Origin of the sequence: Nocardiopsis sp. CNS-639, assembly GCF_000381685.1 — a bacterium.
Lineage (GTDB): Bacteria > Actinomycetota > Actinomycetes > Streptosporangiales > Streptosporangiaceae > Nocardiopsis > Nocardiopsis dassonvillei.
Map to the genome: position 1 here is coordinate 41,400 of NZ_KB906877.1, position 21,445 is coordinate 62,844.

21 protein-coding genes are annotated in these 21,445 nt (G+C 72.8%); 1 reads left to right on the forward strand and 20 read right to left on the reverse strand.

The features are described from left to right. Positions 1-335: 335 nt before the first annotated feature. From G011_RS0125635 to hisI, 14 genes are all read right to left on the reverse strand, one after another. Entirely contained in the window at positions 336-1,394 is a 1,059-nt protein-coding gene (locus G011_RS0125635; protein WP_026338660.1) for a hypothetical protein, read from the reverse strand. Positions 1,395-1,552: 158 nt separating this feature from the next. Next, positions 1,553-2,797: a hypothetical protein gene (locus G011_RS0125640; RefSeq protein ID WP_026338661.1), complete on the reverse strand. Its 1,245-nt coding sequence runs from the start codon at positions 2,795-2,797 to the stop codon at positions 1,553-1,555. Between the two features lie 94 nt (positions 2,798-2,891). Beyond that, positions 2,892-4,004 (reverse strand): prolipoprotein diacylglyceryl transferase, encoded by a 1,113-nt coding sequence (gene lgt / locus G011_RS0125645; protein WP_019610963.1) that lies wholly within the window; start codon positions 4,002-4,004, stop codon positions 2,892-2,894. A 55-nt stretch (positions 4,005-4,059) separates the two neighbouring features. After that, positions 4,060-5,040 (reverse strand): thioredoxin domain-containing protein, encoded by a 981-nt coding sequence (locus G011_RS0125650; protein WP_019610964.1) that lies wholly within the window; start codon positions 5,038-5,040, stop codon positions 4,060-4,062. Between the two features lie 45 nt (positions 5,041-5,085). Next, on the reverse strand, positions 5,086-5,598 hold the full coding sequence (locus G011_RS0125655) for a MauE/DoxX family redox-associated membrane protein (RefSeq protein ID WP_013154187.1): 513 nt from the start codon (positions 5,596-5,598) through the stop codon (positions 5,086-5,088). A gap of 622 nt (positions 5,599-6,220) precedes the next feature. Beyond that, complete coding sequence (gene trpA / locus G011_RS0125660) at positions 6,221-7,039, reverse strand: tryptophan synthase subunit alpha (RefSeq protein WP_019610965.1); 819 nt, start codon at positions 7,037-7,039, stop codon at positions 6,221-6,223. Continuing rightward, positions 7,036-8,253 carry a tryptophan synthase subunit beta gene (gene trpB, locus G011_RS0125665; protein ID WP_019610966.1) on the reverse strand — a complete coding sequence of 406 codons (1,218 nt, stop codon included), beginning with the start codon at positions 8,251-8,253 and terminating at the stop codon, positions 7,036-7,038. Before trpB ends, trpA begins: the two co-directional genes overlap by 4 nt. Before the next feature lie 240 nt (positions 8,254-8,493). Continuing rightward, positions 8,494-9,300 (reverse strand): indole-3-glycerol phosphate synthase TrpC, encoded by an 807-nt coding sequence (trpC, locus tag G011_RS0125670; RefSeq protein WP_013154190.1) that lies wholly within the window; start codon positions 9,298-9,300, stop codon positions 8,494-8,496. A 223-nt stretch (positions 9,301-9,523) separates the two neighbouring features. Next, positions 9,524-9,859: a CD225/dispanin family protein gene (locus tag G011_RS0125675; RefSeq protein ID WP_019610967.1), complete on the reverse strand. Its 336-nt coding sequence runs from the start codon at positions 9,857-9,859 to the stop codon at positions 9,524-9,526. 92 nt (positions 9,860-9,951) lie between these two features. Further along, positions 9,952-10,467, reverse strand: coding sequence for a DUF2752 domain-containing protein (locus tag G011_RS0125680; RefSeq protein WP_019610968.1), 516 nt, complete (start codon positions 10,465-10,467; stop codon positions 9,952-9,954). A gap of 101 nt (positions 10,468-10,568) precedes the next feature. Beyond that, entirely contained in the window at positions 10,569-10,940 is a 372-nt protein-coding gene (locus G011_RS0125685) for a CD225/dispanin family protein (protein ID WP_019610969.1), read from the reverse strand. A gap of 267 nt (positions 10,941-11,207) precedes the next feature. Further along, positions 11,208-11,540 carry an HGxxPAAW family protein gene (locus G011_RS0125690; protein WP_013154194.1) on the reverse strand — a complete coding sequence of 111 codons (333 nt, stop codon included), beginning with the start codon at positions 11,538-11,540 and terminating at the stop codon, positions 11,208-11,210. Next, positions 11,540-12,232, reverse strand: coding sequence for a Trp biosynthesis-associated membrane protein (locus G011_RS0125695; RefSeq protein ID WP_019610970.1), 693 nt, complete (start codon positions 12,230-12,232; stop codon positions 11,540-11,542). Before G011_RS0125695 ends, G011_RS0125690 begins: the two co-directional genes overlap by 1 nt. Then, a complete protein-coding gene (gene hisI, locus G011_RS0125700) occupies positions 12,229-12,573 on the reverse strand; it encodes a phosphoribosyl-AMP cyclohydrolase (RefSeq protein WP_013154196.1) in 345 nt (114 codons plus the stop codon). Before hisI ends, G011_RS0125695 begins: the two co-directional genes overlap by 4 nt. Positions 12,574-12,782: 209 nt before the next feature. On the opposite strand from hisI, the gene G011_RS0125705 reads away from it, so the two are divergent. Next, on the forward strand, positions 12,783-13,778 hold the full coding sequence (locus G011_RS0125705) for a sugar isomerase (RefSeq protein ID WP_019610971.1): 996 nt from the start codon (positions 12,783-12,785) through the stop codon (positions 13,776-13,778). 252 nt (positions 13,779-14,030) lie between these two features. Here the strand turns inward: G011_RS0125705 and G011_RS0125710 are convergent, their stop codons facing one another. The 6 genes from G011_RS0125710 to hisH all read right to left on the reverse strand — a co-directional run bounded on the left by G011_RS0125710 (position 14,031) and on the right by hisH (position 21,435). After that, complete coding sequence (locus G011_RS0125710; RefSeq protein ID WP_019610972.1) at positions 14,031-15,878, reverse strand: ABC transporter ATP-binding protein; 1,848 nt, start codon at positions 15,876-15,878, stop codon at positions 14,031-14,033. Continuing rightward, a complete protein-coding gene (locus G011_RS0125715) occupies positions 15,875-17,890 on the reverse strand; it encodes an ABC transporter ATP-binding protein (RefSeq protein ID WP_019610973.1) in 2,016 nt (671 codons plus the stop codon). Before G011_RS0125715 ends, G011_RS0125710 begins: the two co-directional genes overlap by 4 nt. Positions 17,891-18,222: 332 nt before the next feature. Continuing rightward, positions 18,223-18,804, reverse strand: a complete 582-nt coding sequence (locus G011_RS0125720; RefSeq protein ID WP_019610974.1) for a peptidoglycan-binding domain-containing protein — start codon at positions 18,802-18,804, stop codon at positions 18,223-18,225. Positions 18,805-19,167: 363 nt separating this feature from the next. After that, positions 19,168-19,941: an imidazole glycerol phosphate synthase subunit HisF gene (gene hisF, locus G011_RS0125725; protein ID WP_019610975.1), complete on the reverse strand. Its 774-nt coding sequence runs from the start codon at positions 19,939-19,941 to the stop codon at positions 19,168-19,170. Further along, complete coding sequence (priA, locus tag G011_RS0125730; protein WP_013154202.1) at positions 19,938-20,699, reverse strand: bifunctional 1-(5-phosphoribosyl)-5-((5-phosphoribosylamino)methylideneamino)imidazole-4-carboxamide isomerase/phosphoribosylanthranilate isomerase PriA; 762 nt, start codon at positions 20,697-20,699, stop codon at positions 19,938-19,940. Before priA ends, hisF begins: the two co-directional genes overlap by 4 nt. 76 nt (positions 20,700-20,775) lie before the next feature. After that, positions 20,776-21,435 carry an imidazole glycerol phosphate synthase subunit HisH gene (gene hisH, locus G011_RS0125735; protein WP_036553112.1) on the reverse strand — a complete coding sequence of 220 codons (660 nt, stop codon included), beginning with the start codon at positions 21,433-21,435 and terminating at the stop codon, positions 20,776-20,778. Between the last annotated feature and the right edge of the window lie 10 nt (positions 21,436-21,445).

A 21,445-nucleotide genomic window follows, 5' to 3' on the forward strand; every position in this document is an offset into this window, starting at 1 on the left:
CGCCGGGGCCGGGGGCGTCGGCGGAGGGGCCCGCGCACACCGCACCGGTGGCGGCGGGAGACCGCACGCGCGAAGGCCCCGTACGCCAGGTGACGGCGGCTGGCCACGCACACCGGCCTGCCGTGCCCGGCCAGCCGCCGTGTGACGGCTCACCCCGATCGCCCGAGCAGCACCCGGGGCGCTGCCGTCCTCCCGGTCCGGTTCCTCGGAGAACCTCGCCTTCACTCCCCCCAGAAGCCACGATCCCCGCAACTCCCTGAGATCCAGGGTGTTGCGGGGATCGATGGAACCCGCGGGCGCCGCGGGCCCCTCCGTGTGTGCGGGGGGAGAGAGGATCAGCCGGTGCCGGTGGTTCCGGGCAGCTCCGTGCCCGTGCCCTCGTTGCCGGTCACACTCTCACCTTCGACGCCAGTGCCGGTGCCGTCGGTGCCCAGGCCCTCGGTCCCGGTGCCCGTTCCGTCGGTTCCCGTGCCCTCGGTCCCGGTTCCGTCGGTGCCCGTTCCCTCGGTGCCCTCCGTCGTCCCCTCGGTGCCGCCGCCGGTGCTGCCCTCCTGCTGCACCATGCGCCGGTAGAGCGGGTCGCGGAAGTTGGCCAGCGCCACGAGCGGCCCGGACAGGCTGACCCTGTCCTCCACCGACTCCGAATCGGTGGGCTGCACCCACACCAGGACCAGGTAGTGGCCGCTGACGACCGCGTCACTGGCGCTGTAGCCGCTGCCCAGGCGGTCGAAGGGCTCGGCGCCGGACGGCGAGAGCACGAAGCCGGGGTCCTGGGCGCCCTCCCCCTCGGGTTCGGCGAGGGCCGCGGCGACCGCGCGGCTGCCCTCGACGTCGGCGAGGTTGAACACGGCCACGACGCCGAAGTAGGTGTCGGACACGTAGGTGGCGCGCCCGGCCTGAGTGCAGTCGGCCTCGGCCAGGGCGGCCTTGGCGGGCTCGCCCCACACAGCGGCGGCGCAGTCCTCGGCCAGGACCGATTCGCCCAGGGTGAAGTCGATGCTCTGGCTGGAGATCTCGGCGTTGCGGTCCCCGAACAGCTCGTTCTCGTTGAGGGGGCGGCTGTCGGCCTCGCGGGTGGCGAGCACCTCGTTCATGCTGCCGGCGTCGACGACCCGGTACACGGCGGGGCGGGTCTGGGGGGCGGCCTGCCCCTCGCCGCCGCCCTCCCCCGCGTTGAGGTACAGGACCACGCCGAGGGCGATCAGCGCCACGACCAGCACTCCGGCCACGATGGCGATGAGGGGGCCCAGGCGCCTGGACTCCTTCTTCCTGCGCCCCCCGGCCCGTCGGCGCCCGCCCTCCCGGGAGGAGCGCCCCTCGGGCTCGGTGTCGGGCTCGCTGGTCTTCCTCCGACGCCCCGCGGGTCCGGACGCCGACGGTTCAGAAGGGGACACCCAATGGACCTTTCCTCGGATGCGGTCCGGCCCGCGCGTACGCGGGCCGGACCGGTGTGTTCGGGGGTGTGTGAGGCCGGGAATCCTCGCCGCGCCTCGTGTGACCTCGGGTCGGTCTGTCGCAGATCCTATCGGGGCCTCCGACAGGCCGGGACAGACTACTCCTCGGCCTGCTCCGCCGCCTGGTTCACGGCCACGACCTCCTCGTAGACGTAGCGCGCCGCGTTCATGGAGGCCACGCTCAGCGTCGCCATGTCGGCGTTGTCCCCGGGCGGGGAACCGTCGGTGTCGGCCACCCAGAACACGGCCAGGTAGTGGCCCATGACCTGGGTCGTGGCCTGGCTGTAACCGTCCTGGAGGCCGGGGATCTCGTCGCCGGTCTGCGTGAGCAGGAACCCGGCGCCGCTCTCGGCGTTGGTCGGGTCCAGCTCGCGCTCGACCTCGGCCGCGGCCTCGGCGTTGGCCAGATCGAACAGGGTGAACTGGGCCACGTGCTGCTCGTCGCCGTCGGTGTACACGCCGGAGGCGGCCTGGACGCAGTTGGCGTCGATCAGGCTCTGGCCGAGTTCCTCGCCCCACACCAGGGAGGTGCAGGAGTCGGTGACCGAGCCCTGGCGCAGCTCCAGGTTCACGTCGTCCAGGCCGATCTCGCGGACCGGGTCGAAGACGCTCTCCTCGGTCATCGGTTCGATGCCCTCGGGGCGCTCGTTGATGGCGCCGAAGACGTCCTCGCGGTTGGGCTCGGACAGGTACAGCTCCGGGGTGAGGGTGCTGTGCCCGTCCGGTGGGGCCACGACCGTGTCGTCCCCGCCCGCGACGGCGCCGCCGTTGCCGGCGAAGAGCTGGTAGGACAGCAGGCCGAGGAGGGCGATCAGCGCGATGCTGAACGCTCCGAGCAGGAGGCCGAGCACGGCGGTGCCGCGCTTGCGCTTGCTCTGCTCGGCGAGGGTGTACACGATCTGGTTGGGCCGGTCGCCCAGGACCGAGACCCTCTTGATCGCGGCGGCGGAGAAGGCCGAGACCTTGTTCACTCCCGTGGCTCCGGCCCGCCTGCCTCCGGCGGCCCGGTTGCCCGGGCTCCTGCGGCGGGAGGAGGCGCGGGCCCCGCGGCCCTTCCTGCGGCGCGAGGCGCGGCCGCCGGTCTCCTCGGCGTCGTCAGCGTCGGCGTCGCCGGTACCGTCGTCCTCTTCGTAGGCGTCCTCGTCGTAGGACCCGTCGTCATGGGGTCCGTCGTCGTAGCCGTCGTCGGCGGGACGGGTGTGGCCGTACTCCGCGGAGAAGTCCTCCTCGGGGTCGTACCCCTCCTCGTCCCGGTCCAGGATCTGGTCGTCGGTGCGGTCCTCGGTGCGGGCGCTTTGGGCGCGGCGGCCTCTGCGGCCGTACCCGGACTCAGCTCTGCTCACGGTCTTTCTCAATCGTCAACCCGTGGTCTGCTCGAAAGGTACAGGGGCCCAGATGCGTGTCCGGACACGGCCGGTCCACGTGGCTTCCCTGTGTCTACTCGGGCTTCGTCCCGGGTTCGGTTCCCGTGTCCCCGGCGTCCCTGTCGGTCGAGCCCTCGCTACTAGATCGTTCAGGGCTCGGGTGGTATTCCGTCCCCGCCTCCTGTGAGCTGGAGCTTTGCGAACCGACACGCGATTCCTCGCTGTCCAGGGCGCTGTAGACGGTGCTGTCGTCGCGCGTCTCACCATCGGTTGTGGGCCCGAACACCTGGGTTCCGGCGTCGTGGCCGTGGGGGACGACGGCGCTGGAGAAGGAGTCGATGCGCCGTCCCGCCCACACGAAGTAGGCCAGGGCGGCGAGGAGGACCAGGAGGGAGGTCCAGTTGTTCAGGCGCAGGCCCAGGAAGTCGTTGGCCGGGTCCACGCGCAGGTACTCGATCCAGAACCGGCCCGCGCAGTAGCCCATGACGTAGAGGGCGAACAGGCGTCCGCCCTGGAGGGAGCGCTCGTAGCGGCGGCCCGCCCAGGCCAGCAGGACGGCCAGGCCCACGCACCACAGGGACTCGTAGAGGAAGGTGGGGTGGTAGGTGCTCACGCCCAGTTCCATGCCCGGGCGCAGGGCGCCGTTGGGGTAGGGGGTGATCTCCACGGCCCAGGGCAGGTCGGTGGGCCTGCCGAACAGCTCCTGGTTGAAGTAGTTGCCCCAGCGGCCCAGGGCCTGGGCCAGGGGGAGGGTGGGGGCGATGGCGAAGGAGAGCTTGGACATGGACAGGCCGCGCTTGCGGGCCACCAGCCACACGCCCAGGGCGCCCATGGGGATGGCTCCCCAGATGCCGAGTCCGCCCTCCCAGATGTACAGGGCGCGGATGGGCTCGCGGCCCTCGGCGAAGTACAGCTGCGCGTCGCTGATGACGTGGTAGAGGCGTCCGCCGACCAGGCCCAGGATCACGGCCCACACGGCCATGTCCATGATGGTGCCCTTCTCACCGCCCATGGCGGCCCAGCGCCGCTCGCTCCACAGCACCGCGACGATGACTCCGGCGAGGATGCACAGGGCGTAGAAGTGGATCTGCAGCGGCCCGATGGGGATGGAGTTGACCTGCGGGCTGGGGAAGGCCGCGAGGGCCCGGCCGAACTCGACCGCGCCCTCCGTGGCTGTCGACGACAATGTCACTGGTCTGCTCTCGGGTTCGCCCCGCGTGCGGGGGTGTCTTCGGGGATGGCTACTCCGCGCCACCCCCGTCGCCTGTGGGTTGGGTGTCGACCTCGCCGGGTTCCGCTGAGGCGATCGCCTCGTTGAGTCCCCGGGCGGTCATGGCGGTGTCGTTGTCGAGCAACTCACCGTTGATGTAGACGGAGGGCGTTCCGCGGAAGGCGTTGTCTCCGCTGTAGCGAGTGTAGGCGTTCCCGGTGGCTTCGATGATCTGGCCCGTGTAGGTCCCCTCCAGGAACGAGGGGTCGTGGCCGTGCTCGGCGCCCCAGGCGAGCAGGTCGGACAGCACCATGGTGGCGAGGGTCTCCTCGCCGATCTGCGCCATGGCGTCCTCGGACAGTGCGGGCAGGAACTCCTCGGTGAACCGGGAGACCACGGCGGCCTCGTCGTCCACCCGCTGGTCGAACTGCTCCTGCTGCTCCGGGCTGGGGTCGGTCTCGGCGAACCACTCCTTGAGCTGGTCGACGGTGAAGCCCTCGGTGCGCTCGGTGGGCTGGTGCTCGAAGAGGATGTCGTTGTAGCGCACGAACCGGTCGTGGTCGGCGGCGGCGCGGGCTGCGGCCCCGGCGCGCAGCGAGTTGCTGCTCAGGGGCACGGGCTGCTGGGCGAAGATGCTGACCGGCCGGTAGTGGACGATGGCCTCGCCCCGGGCGGCGTTCTCCTTGAGGACGCCGCCGTTGAGGAGTTCGAACTGGCGGCAGGCGGGGCACTGGTAGTCGGCGTAGACCTCGACGACGGGGGCCGAGGCGCCCTCCTGGGCCATGACGACGCTGCCGTCCTGTTGGAGGGCGGTGGGCGCCAGGGCCCCCTCGTACTCGCCGCTGCGGCGGTCGGCGTTGAGGGCGACGTAGCCGATGCCGACGATGAGCAGCACCGCCGCGGCGGCGACGCCCACCACGATGAGGGTTCTGTTGCGCTTGGCCCTGCGCTTGTCCTTCTCCCTCTGTTCCTTGAGTTTCTCGCGGGAGCGCCTGCGCGCTTCACTGCCCATGTCTTCCCCTGTTCCTCACTGCTGGATACGGTCGGCCGTCCGGGGTCACCGGAAGAGGCCGAGTGCGCGGTCGACGGCGAAGGGCGAACGCGGCCAGACCGCGACGAAGGCGCCCATCGCCGCGAAGGCGATGTCGCGGGCGATGGAGAGCCCGTAGGTGGTCTCCTCCGGGTCGACCTGTCCGCCGCCGCCGAAGCAGCCGCAGTCGATGCTCAGGCCCCGGGCCATGGCGGAGAGGATCCCGGCGATGAAGACGACCATGAGCAGCGCGCTGACGGCGCCGACGTAGCGGGTGGCGAGCCCGACCAGGAGCAGGGCGGCCAGGGCGAGTTCGAACAGGGGGAGGGTGTAGCCGATGAACCGCGCGACCTCGGCGGGGAAGAGGTCGTAGGCCTCGACCGCCTGGACGGACAGGGCCGGGGGGAACTTGGAGACGGCGGCGAAGACCAGGACGGCGGCCAGTCCGACTCGGCAGGCGAGGCTGAGCCAGGGTTGGACGGCCTCCCAGCGCGATCCGGGCGCGGGTTCGGTGGCGGGCGTCTGGTCGGTCGTGTCCATCACTGCGGCCTCCGGGGAGAGAGCGGGCGGGTCATCGGATGTGCGGGGCGGGTGCCCCCGTCTGCGGGCGGGGGCGGGAGCCCCTGCCTCCTTCCGTTCGGTGCGGCCGTGGCCGTGGCGCCCGCCGGAGCGGACGCGGGTCCTTCCATGGAGTCGTCGCCGGGCCGTGCGGGGTTCCCGGGATGCGGGGATGTGGCCACCGCCACCGCGCCGCCACCCGTCCCCGTGCGCGTCCGGGGCGGACACGGCCCCCGGGGGCGGGTGGGCGTGGGAGGAGGGGAACCTCGCGACCACGGTGCGTGGGCACGTCGTCGCCCTTCGCGTCGGGTCAGATCCTACTGCTTGTGTTGAGTGGGTGACGCTGTGTCCGGGATTTCGGGCGCAGCGAGCGGCGTCCCCCGGGGCGGAGGGTGCCCCCTCTCCTTCATGAGTACCTGGTCGAAGGGGTGTCGGGAGGTTCCGCGGGGGTCCTCTCACCCGATTCTCACCGGCTTGGCCGTCGCCTTGCCCCGCCCGGCGGCGGACGGGCCCGGAGACGGGGGCGGTACGACGAAGGCGGGGACCGTCCCGTGGACGGCCCCCGCCGGTGTTCACGCGTCCCGCTGGTCGCGGGCCCCTCCGGTCAGGTGCGGCCCGAGCGCACGCCCTGCGCCAGTTCCTGGGCGAAGGAGCGGACCGCGACGAGCCCGGTGTCCAGGTCCGGCGCGTCCAGGACGCGCTGGCAGAACCCGGCGCCGACGATCACGCCGTCGGCGTAGGCGGCCACCTCGGCGGCCTGGGCGCCGGTGGAGATGCCCAGGCCCACGCAGACGGGCAGGCCGGAGTCGCGGGTCGCCTCGCGGGTGCGCCGCACCAGCGCGGCGGCGGTGTCGGCGACCTGGGTGCGGGTGCCGGTGACGCCCATGAGCGATGCGGCGTACACGAAGCCGGTGCACTCGCGCGTGGTCAGGGCCAGGCGCCGGTCGGTGGAGGAGGGCGCGACCAGGAACACCCGGTCCAGGCCGCAGGAGTCGGAGGCGGCCACCCATTCCTCGGACTCCTCGGGGATGAGGTCGGGGGTGATCACCCCGGCCCCGCCCGCCTTGGCCAGGTTCGCGGCGAAGCGCTCGACGCCGTAGCGCTCGATGGGGTTCCAGTAGGACATCACCACGGCGGCGGCGCCGGTGGCGGCGGTGGCCTCCACCACGCGGAACACGTCGTCGGTGGTGGTGCCCGAGGCCAGGGCGCGGTCGGCGGCCCGCTGGATGGTGGGGCCGTCCATCATGGGGTCGGAGTAGGGCAGGCCGACCTCGATGACGTCGCAGCCCCCCTCGACCATGGCCTGGATGACCCGGACGGAGGACTCCACGTCGGGGAACCCGGCGGGCAGGTAGCCGATCAGGGCGGCGCGTCCGGCCTCGCGGGCCTCGGCGAGCTTGGTCTGCAGTGCGGTGGCGCTCACGCCTGTCCCTCCGGGTCAACGAGGCCGAAGTAGGCGGCCGCGGTGTCAACGTCCTTGTCGCCGCGCCCGGAGAGGTTCACCAGGATGACGGCGTCCGGGCCGAGGCGCTCGCCGAGCTTGCGGGCGCCGGCCAGGGCGTGCGCGCTCTCGATGGCGGGGATGATGCCCTCGGTGCGGCACAGCAGCCGGAAGGCCTCCATGGCCTCGGCGTCGGTGACCGGCTCGTAGGTGGCGCGGCCGGTGTCGGCGAGGTAGGCGTGCTCGGGGCCCACCGCCGGGTAGTCGAGTCCGGCGGAGATGGAGTGGCTGGGCAGGGTCTGGCCGTACTCGTCCTGGAGCACGAAGGTGCGCGCCCCGTGGAAGACGCCGGGGCTGCCCGCGGTGATGGAGGCGGCGGTGCGGGTGGTCTGCGCCCCCTCTCCCCCGGCCTCGAAGCCGTACAGGGCGACCTCCTCGTCGGGGATGAAGGCCGCGAAGACGGCCATGGCGTTGGAGCCGCCGCCCACGCACGCGGCGACCGCGTCGGGGAGCCTGCCGACGCGCTCCAGGACCTGTTCGCGGGCCTCCTGGCCGACAACGAAGTGCAGGTCGCGCACGAGCTTGGGGAAGGGGTGCGGTCCGGCGACGGTGCCGAACAGGTAGTGGGTGCGGTCGACGTTGGCCACCCAGTCGCGGAAGGCCTCGTTGATGGCGTCCTTGAGGGTGCGGCTGCCGATGGTGACGGGGACGACCTCGGCGCCGAGCATGCGCATGCGGGCGACGTTGAGCGCCTGGCGGCGGGTGTCCTCCTCGCCCATGTAGATCACGCACTCCAGGCCGAGCAGGGCGCAGGCGGTGGCGGTGGCCACGCCGTGCTGTCCGGCTCCGGTCTCGGCGATGACGCGGGTCTTGCCCATGCGCCTGGTGAGCAGGGCCTGGCCGAGGACGTTGTTGATCTTGTGGGATCCGGTGTGGTTGAGGTCCTCGCGCTTGAGCAGGATCCGCGCGCCGCCGCAGTGCTCGGAGAAGTTGCGGGCCTCGCTCAGGGCGCTGGGGCGCCCGGTGTAGTCCTTGAGCAGTTCGGCGAGTTCGGCCTGGTACTGGGGGTCCTGCTTGGCCTTCTCCCACTCCGCGGCCACCTCGTCGAGGGCGGCGACGAGGGCTTCGGGCGCGAAGCGGCCGCCGAAGCGGCCGTAGTGCCCGCGCTGGTCGGGCAGGGGTTGGTCGTGGCTCATTGCACGCTCTCCTGGGAAGGGCCGAGCGCGGGGCTCCCCCGGCCTCGCGCCGCGGGGTCCGCGCGCCGACCGGCTGTGCGCCGCCCGGCTCCGGCGGCGCGTTCTGGCTGTGGGTCAACGCGGCGGCGGGAACCCGCGGCTCACTGGCGCGGGTTCCCTAGAGCCATCGCCATCTGCGGACGGGGCGCGTCGCCGCCGCGTCCGCCGGTGCCTGCGTCAACCCTCTCACGGTCTGTGCCCCTAGTTCCGGTCCCGCAGGGCGGGGTGGGCCCCGGCGGTGACCAGGTCGGCGACGGCCTCGCGCGGGTTGCGGCCGCGGACGAGGCTCTCGCCGACGAGGACGGCCCCGGCTCCGGCTCCGGCGTAGGCCAGCAGGTCGTGCGGGCCGCGGACACCGGACTCGGCGATCTTGACGACGTCGGAGGGGATGAGGGGGGCGAGCCGGGAGAAGGTGTCCCGGTCCACCTCCAGGGTCTTGAGGTTGCGGGCGTTGACGCCGACGACGGTGGCCCCGGCGTCGAGTGCGCGCGCGACCTCCTCCTCGTCGTGGACCTCCACCAGCGGCATCAGGCCGAGCGAGCGGGCCCGCTCCACCAGGGAGACCAGGGCCTCCTGGGGCAGGGCCGCGACGATGAGCAGCACGGCGGAGGCGCCGAAGACGCGGGCCTCCCACAGTTGGTAGGAGCTGACCACGAAGTCCTTGCGCAGCAGCGGGGTGTCGACCGCCTTGTGGACGGCCTGGAGGTCGGCGAGGCTGCCCTTGAAGCGGCGCTGCTCGGTGAGGACGCTGATCAGGGCGGCGCCGCCGGCCTCGTAGTCGCGGGCCAGGGCCGCGGGGTCGGTGATGGCCGCGAGGGGACCCTTGGAGGGGCTGGCCCGCTTGACCTCGGCGATGACGTGCACGCCCGGGCGGCGCAGGGCGGCTTCGGCGTCCTTCGGGGTGGGCACCGACCCGGCCTGGGCCTTGAGGCGGTCAAGGGGCAGGTCCTCCTGCCGCTGCGCCAGGTCAGCGCGTACTCCGTCGAGGATCTCGTCGAGCACGCTCACCAGTTACTGCTCCCTCGTGAAAGTGGGCCGGCACGGCGGTGGCCCGGGTGCGGGCTCCTCGCGCGGCGGGATCGGACACCGCCGCACCGTGTTGCTGGTCATCGTATCCACCCGTGGGCGCCGCGGGGTCGCCGACCCCGTCGGAGACCACCACTGTGACGGTGGCGGAAGCCGGAAAGGGGGCTCGTGCACCGGTGTGTCGGTGCAGCGCGCCGACCGGCGGTCACATGGTCGCCAGTATCCCGATCATGAAGATGAAGTACAGGAGCCAGAACACGGCGTAGAGGGCCAGGAGGATGAAGCAGACCAGGCCGATGATGCCCAGGATCTTGGCGGTGTCGGAGGCGGACTGTGCTCCCGCGTAGTCGCCCATCTGCCACTTGCTGTTGACCTGGAGGGCGAAGATCAGACCGATGATGCCGATCACCGGGAGGCAACTGACGATGCCCAGGATGTTGAACACCAGGTAGTTCTTGGGGGGTCCGCCGGGGGGCGGGGCGTGGTAACCGTAGCCGCCGGGAGGGCCGTAACCACCGGTGTGGGGAGGGCCGTAGCTCATGTGATGGCACCTTTTCAGAGCGTCGTTGTCGCGTGCAGCGGCGCGTGGCCGCGTTCGCCGGGTGGGACTGCGGTGGGGCCGTCCTGGTTCTGCTACCAGCCGGGGAAGAGGGGCGTCCCGGGGGCGAGGAAGGAGAACCAGGGGAGGTTGCGCAGGACCCAGTGCGCCATGATGACGATGAGCATGCCCCACAGGAACCAGCCCGGTGTCAGTTTGGGGTACCTCTTGGGCGGCCGTATGGAGTGGAGGAGCCAACGCCCGTAGGTCCAGGCGACGTAGGGCAGCAGCAGCCACAGCAGGGGGTTCATACTGATGGAGGCCAGGATCTCACCGTGGGTGAGCAGAGCGATAGCCCGCATGCTGCCGCAGCCCGGACAGAAGGTTCCGGTGAGCAGGAGCCAGGGGCAGGTGGGGTAGTTACCGGGCTCATTGGGATCCACGAAGTGCAGGAGGGTGGCTCCGGCCAGACCGAGCACGCCCAGTCCGGCGGGCCACACGACCGGGTGCAGCGACGCGGCCCGCCGCCTGAGCCGCTCCCCCAGGGAACGCGGCTCGGCCGGAGCCTGGGGGAGCTGGCTCTGGGACGGCTCTTCGTGCTGTGGGTACACGTGACCAGCTTAGAGGTTCGGGGGCAGACAGAAAGGGCGCCCCCGAGCGCTGAGGCGCTCGGGGGCGAACGAAGCGTGGTGGGAACCGGAGTCCCGCCTCGCTAGTAGGTGGTGTACGTCGGTGTGGTGGCGGCGGCACTCATACCGATGATGAACAGCACGACGTAGAAGGCGATGAGGAGCGCCCACAGGATGCCACCGCAGATGAAGGCGATCTTGGTCCATTTCTTCGCCTGCTTCTGGGCCTCCATGGCCCCCGCGTGGTCACCGCGGTTCCACAGGTCGTTGACCTTGGTGGAGTTGACGATGCCGGGGATGGCGAAGGGCCAGCAGCAGAAGATGGCGACGATGGCCCAGACCAGGCCGTTGTCCGGCGGAGGACCGCTGGGGGCGCCGTAGCCCCCGGAGGGGGGACCGTAGCCGCCGCCGGGGGGCGGGCCGGGGTTGCCGGGGGGAGGGGGACCGTAACTCATGCTCGGTACAACTTTCCGGAAGAGGACAAGGGATTTGCGCGGCGCATGCGGGAACACTCCGGCCCAACACGGGGCAGGGTTGGATCACCGGATCGCATACACCGCGGGCAGAAAGGAATGATGCCAGATCGGTGAGACTCCCACCGAACCGAACCGACGCGGCAGTCGTGGCCGGTGGGCCGAATCTACCCGCCCCGTGGGACCTTCGTCCATATTTCCGTTATTCACTCGTTGTGAGCTGCGGCTTCCCCGGTGTCCCGGTGTCCGTCAGGCCTTGGTCGCGTCGGGGTCCAGGGCGGGGCCGGGCTGCGCGGCGGCGGGCTCGGGCTGCGCGGCGGCGGACTTGCGGCCGGCCTCCCACTCCTCGCGCGTGGGCGGAACGGGGCGGGGCTCCTTGCGGCCGTAGCCGGCCTTCTTCATGACACCGGCGATCGCGGCGAGCACGACGCTGGCGACGAGGGCGACGGCGGTCCACAGCAGCAGGTCGCCGCCGAGGAAGACGATGACGAAGGCCGCCACGGACCACGCCACGATCCAGGACACGGTGAGGAACCAGGCGGACAGGGTGTTGCCGTGGTCGTCGTGGTGCTCGTCGGCCATCAGGTGTTCTCCTTAGGTTCGGCTGGGCGTGCTGCCCGCGGTGCGCGGGCGGCGCCGTCGGGATCCGCGGGCGTGGCGCCCGCGGACTCGGCGTCGAGTGTGGGGTCGTCACCGGCGTCCAGCGACCTCCACAGGTCGGAGGGCGTCTCGGACCGGGTCGCGCGCGGTGCGGCGTCCCGATCGTACCGGGTGCCCATACCAGGCCAGGCAGGGGCTCGCAGTACCGCGACCAGCCCCGCCGCGACCAGGAGGACGGCTCCGGCCACGGCCATGGCGGGCCCCAGGGCCAGCAGGCGGGGGTCGGCGGCCACCTGGGCGGCCCCGGCGGTGTCGGTGGTGCTGTCGGCCATCGCGGCCAGGAGCGCGTCGGGGCGGGTGGCGCCCCAGACGGCGTTGAGGGCGGCCGCTCCGCCCAGGGCGACGAGGAGGCCGACCGCCCGGCGACCCCAGCCCCTGGTGGCGTACAGGCCGGCGATCCCGGCCAGCCCGGCCCAGCCGAAGCCGCTCAGGGCGCCGGTGAGGTCGGTCCCGGTGAGCTCCACGGAGACGGGGGCGACCGGCCCCGGCGCGGTGAGTTCGCCGGTCGCCCACTGGCGTCCGGCGGCGGCGAGCAGGAGTCCGGCCCCGGCGGCCAGGGCGAGCATGGCCAGGCCGTACTCCCGGCGCACGCGGGACGAGGAGGCCGAACTCACAGGAGTCTCCCGGCGTCGAAGCAGGTGTGGTCGCCGGTGTGGCAGGCGGCGCCCTCCTGGTCGACCCGGACCAGGAGGGTGTCCCCGTCACAGTCGAGTGCGACCGACACCACACGCTGGGTGTGTCCGGAGGTGGCTCCCTTGACCCAGTACTCGCCGCGGCTGCGCGACCAGTAGGTGGCGGAGCCGGTGGTGAGGGTGCGGTGCAGGGCCTCGTCGTCCATCCAGGCGAGCATGAGGACCTCCCCGGTGTCGTGCTGCTGCACGACGGCGGGGACGAGGCCGTCCGGGTTGCGCTTGAGTCGGGCGGCGATGTCCGGGTCGAGGCTGGTGACGCTCATGCACTCCAGGTTATGGCCGCCGCCGGAGCGTCCCGCACCGGGTGTCCCCTGGCGTCGGGGGTGCGGGTCGGGGCGGTGCGGGGGCTGTTCGGGACGGGACGGCGGGGAGCGCGGGGGCGGGGGGCGGTGGGCGCCGGGAGCCGGGGGCCGCGGATGTCCTAGAGTTCGTGCGTCGTCCCTCGCCCTGCCTTCGTACCCTGGGGGGTTTCGTGACCGCCGAGTCCCTGTCCCGCGACCTCGCGGGCAAGCCCGAGGCGCTGATCCGGCTCGCCGAGCGCTTTCCGCGGTGGGATCCCTACGCCGCGCTGCCCGCGCTGCTCGACGACGAGCCCGCCGCGGTGCGCTTCCTGGGCCTGGGCGCGGCGCGGCACGCGTGCGAGGTGGCGGCGGCGCGGCTGCGCCGGGCGGGGATCGCGGCGAGCGCGGACTTCTCCTCGTCGGCGGAGGAGCCGCCCGCGGGGCCGGAGACGCTCGTGGTCGCGGTGAGCCTGGGCGGTGGGCAGCGCGAGCTGTACACGGTGCTGGACCGCTACGTGGCGCGGTCGCCGGTGATCGTGCTGGCCCCGTCGGTGGACTCGGTGGTGGGGCGGCAGGCGGATCTGCTGGTGCCGCTGCACGCGGGTGAGGAGGCGAGCGGTGTGGGATGTCGCGCCTACCAGCACGCGCTGGCCCTGCTCCTGCTGTTGGGGCATCGTCTGGGCGCGCCCCGGACGGGCAACAGCCAGTCCCTGCCGGGGCTGCTGCGCCGCACGGCGAACGCGACGGCGTCGCTGTTGGAGAGCGCGCCGGGGTGGGTGCCCGAGGTCGCCCGGATCCTGGATTCGCCGCACGGGGTGCACATGGTGGCCCCGGCCGAGCGTATGGCGTCGGCCTGGCAGGGGGTGCGGGTGCTGCGCCAGGGGCCGGTGCGGGTGGCGCACGCGTGTGAGACCGGGGAGTGGTCGCACACGGACCGCCACCTGGCGGCGGTCACGGACTACCGGGCGCTGCTGTTCGCGGGTTCGGCCTACGACGAGCGCTTCGCCCAGCACCTGGGGCAGTTGCGGGGGGCGTTCGTGGCGGTGGGCCCCACCCCCGGTCAGGAGCGGATGCCGGAGGCGGAGCTGACCGTGCGCTACCCGGGCGACACCGACCAGGACGTGAGCCTGCTGGTGGAACCGCTGGTGGCGGAGCTGCTGGCGGCACACTGGTGGCGCGGCCGGTAGCGCCCGCGGGCCGACGGGCGGGCCGTGCGTCCGCGGGCCGTGCGTCCGCCGACCGCGGCCGGTGACGCTCTCGGCGGTCGGCGGCGGGCGTCCACAGGCCCGGCCGGGGCGTTGCCCGGGTTCGGTCGGTCCGGGGAGAATGGATCAGGGGGCCGCCCCCCGCCGTCGGGACGGACACGGCGCCCCCGGATCAACGCTAGCCCGGCGGCCGTGCGGGCGCACCCCCTTCCGCTGGCCTGTGGACGGCCCCGGTCAGGCCGAGGAGCGCACCCAGGAGGCGTACAGGTCGGCGTACACGCCGGGCCTGTCCACCAGTTCGGTGTGCGAGCCGCTCTGCACGATGCGCCCGTCGTCGAAGACGAGGACCCGGTCGGCGGCCTCGGCGGTGGAGAGCCGGTGCGCGATGGCCACGGAGGTGCGTCCGCGGGTGAGCCGGTCCAGGGCGCGCTGGATGCGCACCTCGGTGTGCGGGTCCACCGCCGAGGTGGCCTCGTCCAGTACCAGCAGGTCGGGGTCGGCGATGTAGGCGCGCACCAGGGCGACGAGCTGCCGCTCCCCCGCCGAGAGCGACTCCCCGCGCTGGCCCACGGGGGTGTCGAGTCCGTGGGCGAGGCTGTCGAGCCACTCGGTCAGCCCCAGTTCGGTGACGGCGGCCTCCAGTTCGGCGTCGGTGCTCTCGGGGCGGGCGAAGCGGATGTTGTCGCCCAGGGAGCTGTCGAAGAGGAAGCCCTCCTGCGGGACCATCACCACGCGGCTGCGCAGGGAGGAGAAGGCCACCTCGCGCAGGTCGACGCCGTCGAGCCGGACGGTGCCCTGGGCAGGGTCCATGAGGCGGGTGAGCAGTTTGACGAAGGTGGTCTTGCCCGAGCCGGTCTCGCCCACCACGGCCACGCGGGTGCCGGGGGTGATCTCGACGCTGACGTCGTCGAGGACGACGGGGCCCTCGGGGTAGGAGTAGGTCACCCCGTCGAAGGAGACCCGGACCGGTCCGCGCGGCAGCACCCGGCCCGCCTCGCCGGGGTCGGCGATGTCGGGGACGGTGTCGAGCACGCCCAGGACGCGGCGCCAGCCCGCGATGGCGTTCTGGGCCTCGTTGAAGATCTCGGTGGCCATCATCATCGGCTGGATGAACAGGGTCATCAGGAACAGGAAGGCGATGAGCTGCCCGGCGGTCAGCCCGCCGTCCAGGCCGAGCCAGACGCCGATGAGGACGACGGCGGTGTTGCCCAGGGCCGCGATGATCTCGGCGAAGGGCGAGACCGCCATGGACAGCCGCTGGGCGCGGATCTGGGAGCGGCGCGTGGTCAGGACGGTGGTGTCGATGCGCTCGGCGGTGCGCCCCTCGGTGCCGTGGGCGCGGATGACGGAGGCGCCCATGACGGTCTCGCCGATGACGCCGAGCATGTCGCCGGTGTTCTCCCGGACCGTGAGGTAGGCCTTGGAGAGCAGCTTCTGGAGCCAGCGCACGCCGAACAGCAGCGGCAGGAAGCAGATCCACACCACGAGGGTGAGCTGCCAGGAGTAGACCGCCATCAGGACGGTGGCGACCAGGAGCTGGCCGCTGCTGACCAGCAGGAGCAGGCCGCCCCACTGCATGAAGGTGCTGATCTGGTCGACGTCGCTGGTGACGCGCGAGACCAGGGCGCCCTTGCGCTCGCTGTTCTGGGTGAGCACGGACAGGTCGTGCACGTGCCGGAAGGCCTTGCGGCGCAGTGTGGCCAGGCCGGACTCGGTGGCCCGGTACAGGCGCACGTTCATCAGGTAGGAGCAGATCATGGTGACCACGAGCAGGGCGGCGCAGACGGTCACCATGCGGGTGACGAAGCCCAGGTCGGGGCCGTTCGCGCCGGTCAGCCCGTTGTCGATGATCTGCTGGACGGCGATGGGCACGATGACCTTGCCGGAGGTGGCCACGACGGCGAAGACCAGGGTGAGCCACAGGCCGCGGGCGAACTCCGGGGAGAGCCGCAGGCCGCGCCTGAGCGTGTCCATCGCTCCCTCGGAGGAGCGGTGCAGCGACACGGCCGGGTCGTCGGGGGCGCGGCCGGGCCGCTCCTCCCCCTCCCGCTCTCGCTGCTCGTCGCGGGTGGGCGCGCTCATCGGGTGGCCTCCTCGGCGGCGTCGTCACGGGTGGGGCGGGCGGGTTCGAGGGGGCCGGGTTCCTCGGGCAGCGGGTCTGTCTCGGCCTGCCCCTCGGCGGAGGCGCGCTCGTAGGCGGTGACGAGCCTGGTGTAGCCGGGCGAGGTGGTGAGCAGTTCCTCGTGGGTGCCGCGGGCCAGCACGCGTCCGCGTTCCATGTAGACGACCTCGTCGGCGAGTTCGATGGTGGCGCGGCGGTAGGCGACCACGACCACGGTGGCGGCGTCGTCGCGTTCGCGCAGGCCCGCCAGGATCTGCGCCTCGATCTGGGGGTCCACGGCCGAGGTGGCGTCGTCCATGATGAGCAGCCTCGGGCGGCGCACGATCGCGCGGGCCAGGGCCAGGCGCTGGCGCTGCCCTCCGGAGAGGGTGGTGCCCTTCTCGCCGAGCCGGGCGTCGAGTCCGCCCTCCAGCTCGCGGACGAAGCCGTCGGCGCGGGCCAGGCGCAGGGCGGCCCAGACCTGGTCGTCGTCGGCGTCGGCGCCCAGGGTGATGTTGTCGCGGACGCTGTCCTCGAACACGAAGGTGCCCTGGGGCACCAGGGCCGCGTGCCGGGGGATCTGGTCGCGGGCCAGGTCGCGCACGTCGACGCCGTCGAGGGTGACGGTGCCCGTGTCGGCGTCGACCAAGCGCATGAGGACGGTGGTGAGCGTGGACTTGCCCGACCCGGTGGGGCCGACCAGTGCGACGGTGCGTCCGGGGGCGATGTCCAGGTCCACGCCGTTGAGGACGGTGGTGCGCGGCGCGGTGTCGGCGCCGCCGTCCATGAGGTCGCGCGCGCCGCCTTGCGCGTCGTAGGAGTCGGCGTAGGAGAAGGTCACGCCGCGGGCGCTCAGGGCGATGCCGGTGGGGGTGTCCTCCAGGGTGCGGGTGCCGTACTCCATGGCGCCGCCGGAGTTGAGTACGGACTGGACGCGGTCCCAGCCCACGACGCTGCGGGGCAGGTCGCCCAGGATCCACCCGAAGGAGCGGATGGGCAGGGCCAGGAGGGTGAACAGGAAGGCGATCTGGACCAGGTCCCCGGCGTCGATGGCGCCGGTGGACAGCCGCCACATGCCCAGGAGCAGGACGGCGAGCACGCCGAAGTTGGGCAGGGCCTCCATGACCGGGTCGAACATCGAGCGCATCCGGCCGACCTGGATGAGCGCGTCGCGCAGGCGGTGGGCGGCGGAGGTGAAGCGCTCGGTCTCGGTGTCCTCGCGGCCCAGGGTCTTGACGACGAGTGCGCCGTCGAAGGACTCGTGGGCGACGCCGCTGACCTCGGCGCGCAGCGCCTGGGCGCGCGAGGCCATGGGTGAGACGCGCCGTTGGAAGACGACGTTGGCGGCGGCCAGGACCGGGAAGACGACGAAGGCGACCAGGGCCAGGACCGGGTCGGTGGTGAGCATGGCGATGGCCGCGATGACCAGCATGAACACGCTGCCGACGGCCATGGGCAGCGGGGCGAGCGGCTGCCAGGCGGCCTCGACGTCGGCGTTGGCGTTGGACAGCAGCTGTCCGGTGGGGTGGCGGTGGTGCCAGGACAGGGGCAGTTCGAGGTACTTGCGGGCGACGGCGCGGCGGTAGCGGGCCTGCATGCGGAACTGCATGAGCGCGGCGAGCATGCGGCGCATGGCGATGCCGGTGGCCTTGCCCAGTCCCACGCCCATGAGGAGCGCGGCGGCGCCGACGAGGGCGGCGGCGGTGGTGCTGCCCTGTTCGAAGGCGGGGAGGATGGTGGCGTCGGTGAGGTGGCCCAGGACCGAGGCGGAGCCGACGTTGACGGCGGCGTGCAGCATGGCCCCGATGACGGCGGCGAGGAAGACCCACGGTTCGGTGCGGGCGGCGACCCACAGCACCCGCATGCCGCGGGTGAAGACCCCGGTGTGCTCGGCGGCGTCGGTTCCCTGGCGTGCTCCCGGTCCGTCGGCGGCTCCGGGCGGCGCCGTTCCCTCCTCGTTCCCCGGTTCCCTGGTGCTCGTACCCCGCGCCATACGCCCCCCGTTCTCCTCCGTGGCCGGGCAGGCCCGGCGCAGCCCGACACGCGCGCGGCGGCCCCCGGGCATGCCGGAGGGCGCGGACGTGCGCGTGTCGTGTCAACCTATCCAGCGGCACCGACAAGGTTCCACCGGATTGTTTCAGCGCGCGGCGCGACGGGGCTATTCCGTCCGGTTCGGGGTGTGGCGGGGCCGGTTCCGGTCGCGGGCGGGGGCGGGGGGGTGCGGGGCGGTCGCGCGCGGCGGTGCCCGGGCCCCGAGAGGGTGGGCCCGGGCGCCGCCGGGAGGGGCGCGTCCCGGTCGCGGTCACCGGGGCGCCGCGGGGCCGGTCAGCGGGCGTAGTCCTGGTAGCTGATCACGGCGTGGAAGGAGACGGGCCCGAAGATCCCGTCGACGCCGATGCCGAAGTGCTCCTGGGCGGCGCGGACGGCCCGCTCGGTGGCGGGTCCGTAGACGCCGTCGGTGGCCAGGTGGGCGTTGAACTTGGCGTTGAGCTCGCGCTGGATCATGGTGACGACCGGGCCGGTGTCTCCGCGGCGGAACTGGTGCTGGCCGAAGACCAGCTCCTGGAAGTGCTCCCAGGTGTCGGGGTTGAGGTCGCCGTCGTTGTGCAGGCCGAAGGCCTCCTGGTAGGTGACGAGGGTGTCGTGCAGGTCCTGGTCGAACTCCAGGTTGAGCTCGCCGGGGTTGATCTCACCCGAGGAGAGCAGCATCTTGGCGGCGTAGACGTCGATGCTGGAGTCGCCGAGGGTGTACTCGGGCCAGACCTGGGACTCGATGGCGGCGAGGACCTCGGGGGAGGTCTGGTCGAGGTCGTCCGCCAGGGCGGCGGGCGCGGTGGCGAGGGCGGTGGTCGCGGCGAGGGCGGCGGCCGCGAGGAGGGAGGCGGCCCGCCCGGTGGTGGTGGACATGGAGAGGTTCCTTCCCCTGGGGTCCCTGTGGTCGGTGCTGCGGGGTGGTTGGGTGTTACACACTGTTCGATGTGTGAGACCCGCATCACGTTCACAAAATGCACGCCAATGCCACCAAAAGGACATAGTTCTCTGTCCTTGTCCCGTTTTCTCAGCACATGCGCCAACCGATTCGACGGTGTGCGCGTGTACCGGGCCACGGGGCGGAACCGGGTCCCGGCCGGAGGCGGGGCCGCAGAACACGGGGGCTCGGACACGAGCGGGCCGGACATACAGGGATCGGACACGCCGAAGGCCCCCGCGCGCTCGCGTGCGCGCGGAGGCCCTGTGCCTGGAAGCGGCCGGGGCCGGGCCCCGCGCCGCTCAGCGGACGGGGTGGCCCGCCTCGCGCAGGCTCTTCTTGACGTCGGCGATGGTGAACTGCCCGAAGTGGAAGACCGTCGCGGCCAGCACCGCGTCCGCTCCCGCCGCCACGGCCGGGGCGAAGTGCTCCACCGCGCCCGCGCCGCCGGAGGCGATCAGCGGCACCTCCACCCGCGAGCGCACCGCCCGGATCAGCTCCAGGTCGAAGCCCGACCGGGTGCCGTCGGCGTCCATCGAGTTGAGCAGGATCTCCCCCGCCCCCAGCTCGGCCGCGCGCTCGCACCACTCCAGGGCGTCGACCCCGGCGCTGCGGCGCCCGCCGTGCGTGGTGACCTCGAACCCGCTCGGGGTCGGCCGCCCGTCCTCGCGCACCCGGCGCACGTCGGCGGAGAGCACCAGCACCTGGCGGCCGAAGCGCTCGGCGATCTCCCCGATGAGTTCGGGCCGGGCGATGGCGGCGGTGTTGACGCCCACCTTGTCCGCGCCCGCGCGCAGCAGCCGGTCCACGTCGTCGGGGGTGCGCACCCCGCCGCCCACGGTCAGCGGGATGAACACCTGGTCGGCGGTGCGGCGCACCACGTCGTAGGTGGTCTCGCGGTCGCCGCTGGAGGCGGTGACGTCGAGGAAGGTGAGCTCGTCGGCGCCGTCGGCGTCGTAGGTGCCCGCCAGCTCCACCGGGTCGCCCGCGTCGCGCAGGTTCTCGAAGTTGACGCCCTTGACCACCCGCCCGGCGTCCACGTCCAGGCAGGGGATGACGCGCACCGACACGCTCACGGCCGCACGCTCCCGGACTCGCGCACCGTGGCCAGGGCGTCCTCCAGGGTGAAGGCGCCCTCGTACAGCGCGGTTCCCATGATGGCGCCCTCCACGCCCAGCGGCACCAGCGTGGCGATCGCCCGCAGGTCCTCCAGGCTGGAGACGCCTCCGCTGGCCACCACCGGCTTGTCGGTGCGCTCGCACACGGTGCGCAGCAGGTCCAGGTTGGGGCCCTTGAGGGTGCCGTCCTTCTGGACGTCGGTGACGACGTAGCGGGCGCAGCCCTCCGACTCCAGGCGCTCCAGGGTCTGCATGAGGTCGCCGCCGTCGCGGGTCCAGCCGCGCGCGGCCAGGGTGGTGCCGCGCACGTCCAGGCCGATCGCGATCCGGTCGCCGTGCTCGGCGATGATCCTGGCGCACCACTCCGGGTTCTCCAGGGCAGCGGTGCCGATGTTGACCCGCCTGCACCCGGTGGACAGGGCGGCGGCCAGCGACTCGTCGTCGCGGATGCCGCCGGACATCTCGACCTTGACGTCGAGGCGGCCCACGATGTCGCGCAGCAGGTCGCGGTTGTGGCCGCGGCCGAACGCGGCGTCCAGGTCCACCAGGTGGATCCACTCGGCACCGGCGGACTGCCAGGCCAGGGCCGCCTCGAAGGGGTCGCCGTACTGCCCGCCGGAGCCCGCCTTGCCCTGGACGAGCTGGACGGCCTGGCCGCCCGCCACGTCCACGGCGGGCAGCAGTTCGAGTACGGGGGTGGTGGTCTCGCCGGTCATGGAGTCATCTCGTTCTCGTCGGTCGGAAGGTCTTCGGGAGCGGTGGCGGGCCGGGCGCGGCCCCGGCGGACACCGGTCAGAGGGTGTCCACCCAGTTGGCCAGGATGCGGGCGCCCGTGTCGCCGGACTTCTCCGGGTGGAACTGGGTGGCCCACAGGGGTCCGTTCTCGACGGCGGCCACGAACGGCTCGCCGTGCTCGGCCCAGGTCACCCCGGGCGCCGGGATGCGCTCGTTGGTGGGCGTGAACTCCCACTCGCGCACGGCGTAGGAGTGCACGAAGTAGAAGCGGTCCTCGGGGCCGATCCCGGCGAAGAGCCGGGTGTCCTCGGGCGGGCGGACGGTGTTCCAGCCCATGTGCGGAACGACCGGTGCGCGCAGGCGGTCCACCGTGCCGGGCCACTCGCCGCAGCCCTCGGTGACCTCCTCCCCCGCCTCGGTGTCGGAGCCGGCGCGCTCCACCCCCCGGTCGAAGAGCACCTGCATCCCCACGCAGATGCCCAGGACCGGGCGTCCCCCGGCCACGCGCCTGCCGATGATCCGGTCGCCGCCCGCGGCCCGGAGGCTGGACATGCAGGCGCTGAACGCGCCCACGCCCGGGACGACGAGGCCGTCCGCGTCGAGGGCGGCGTGCGGGTCGGAGGTGACGGTGACGTCGGCTCCGGTGCGCTCCATCGCGCGCTGCGCCGAGCGCAGGTTGCCGGAGCCGTAGTCGAAGACGACCACTCGTGACGGCATGGTGCTGCCC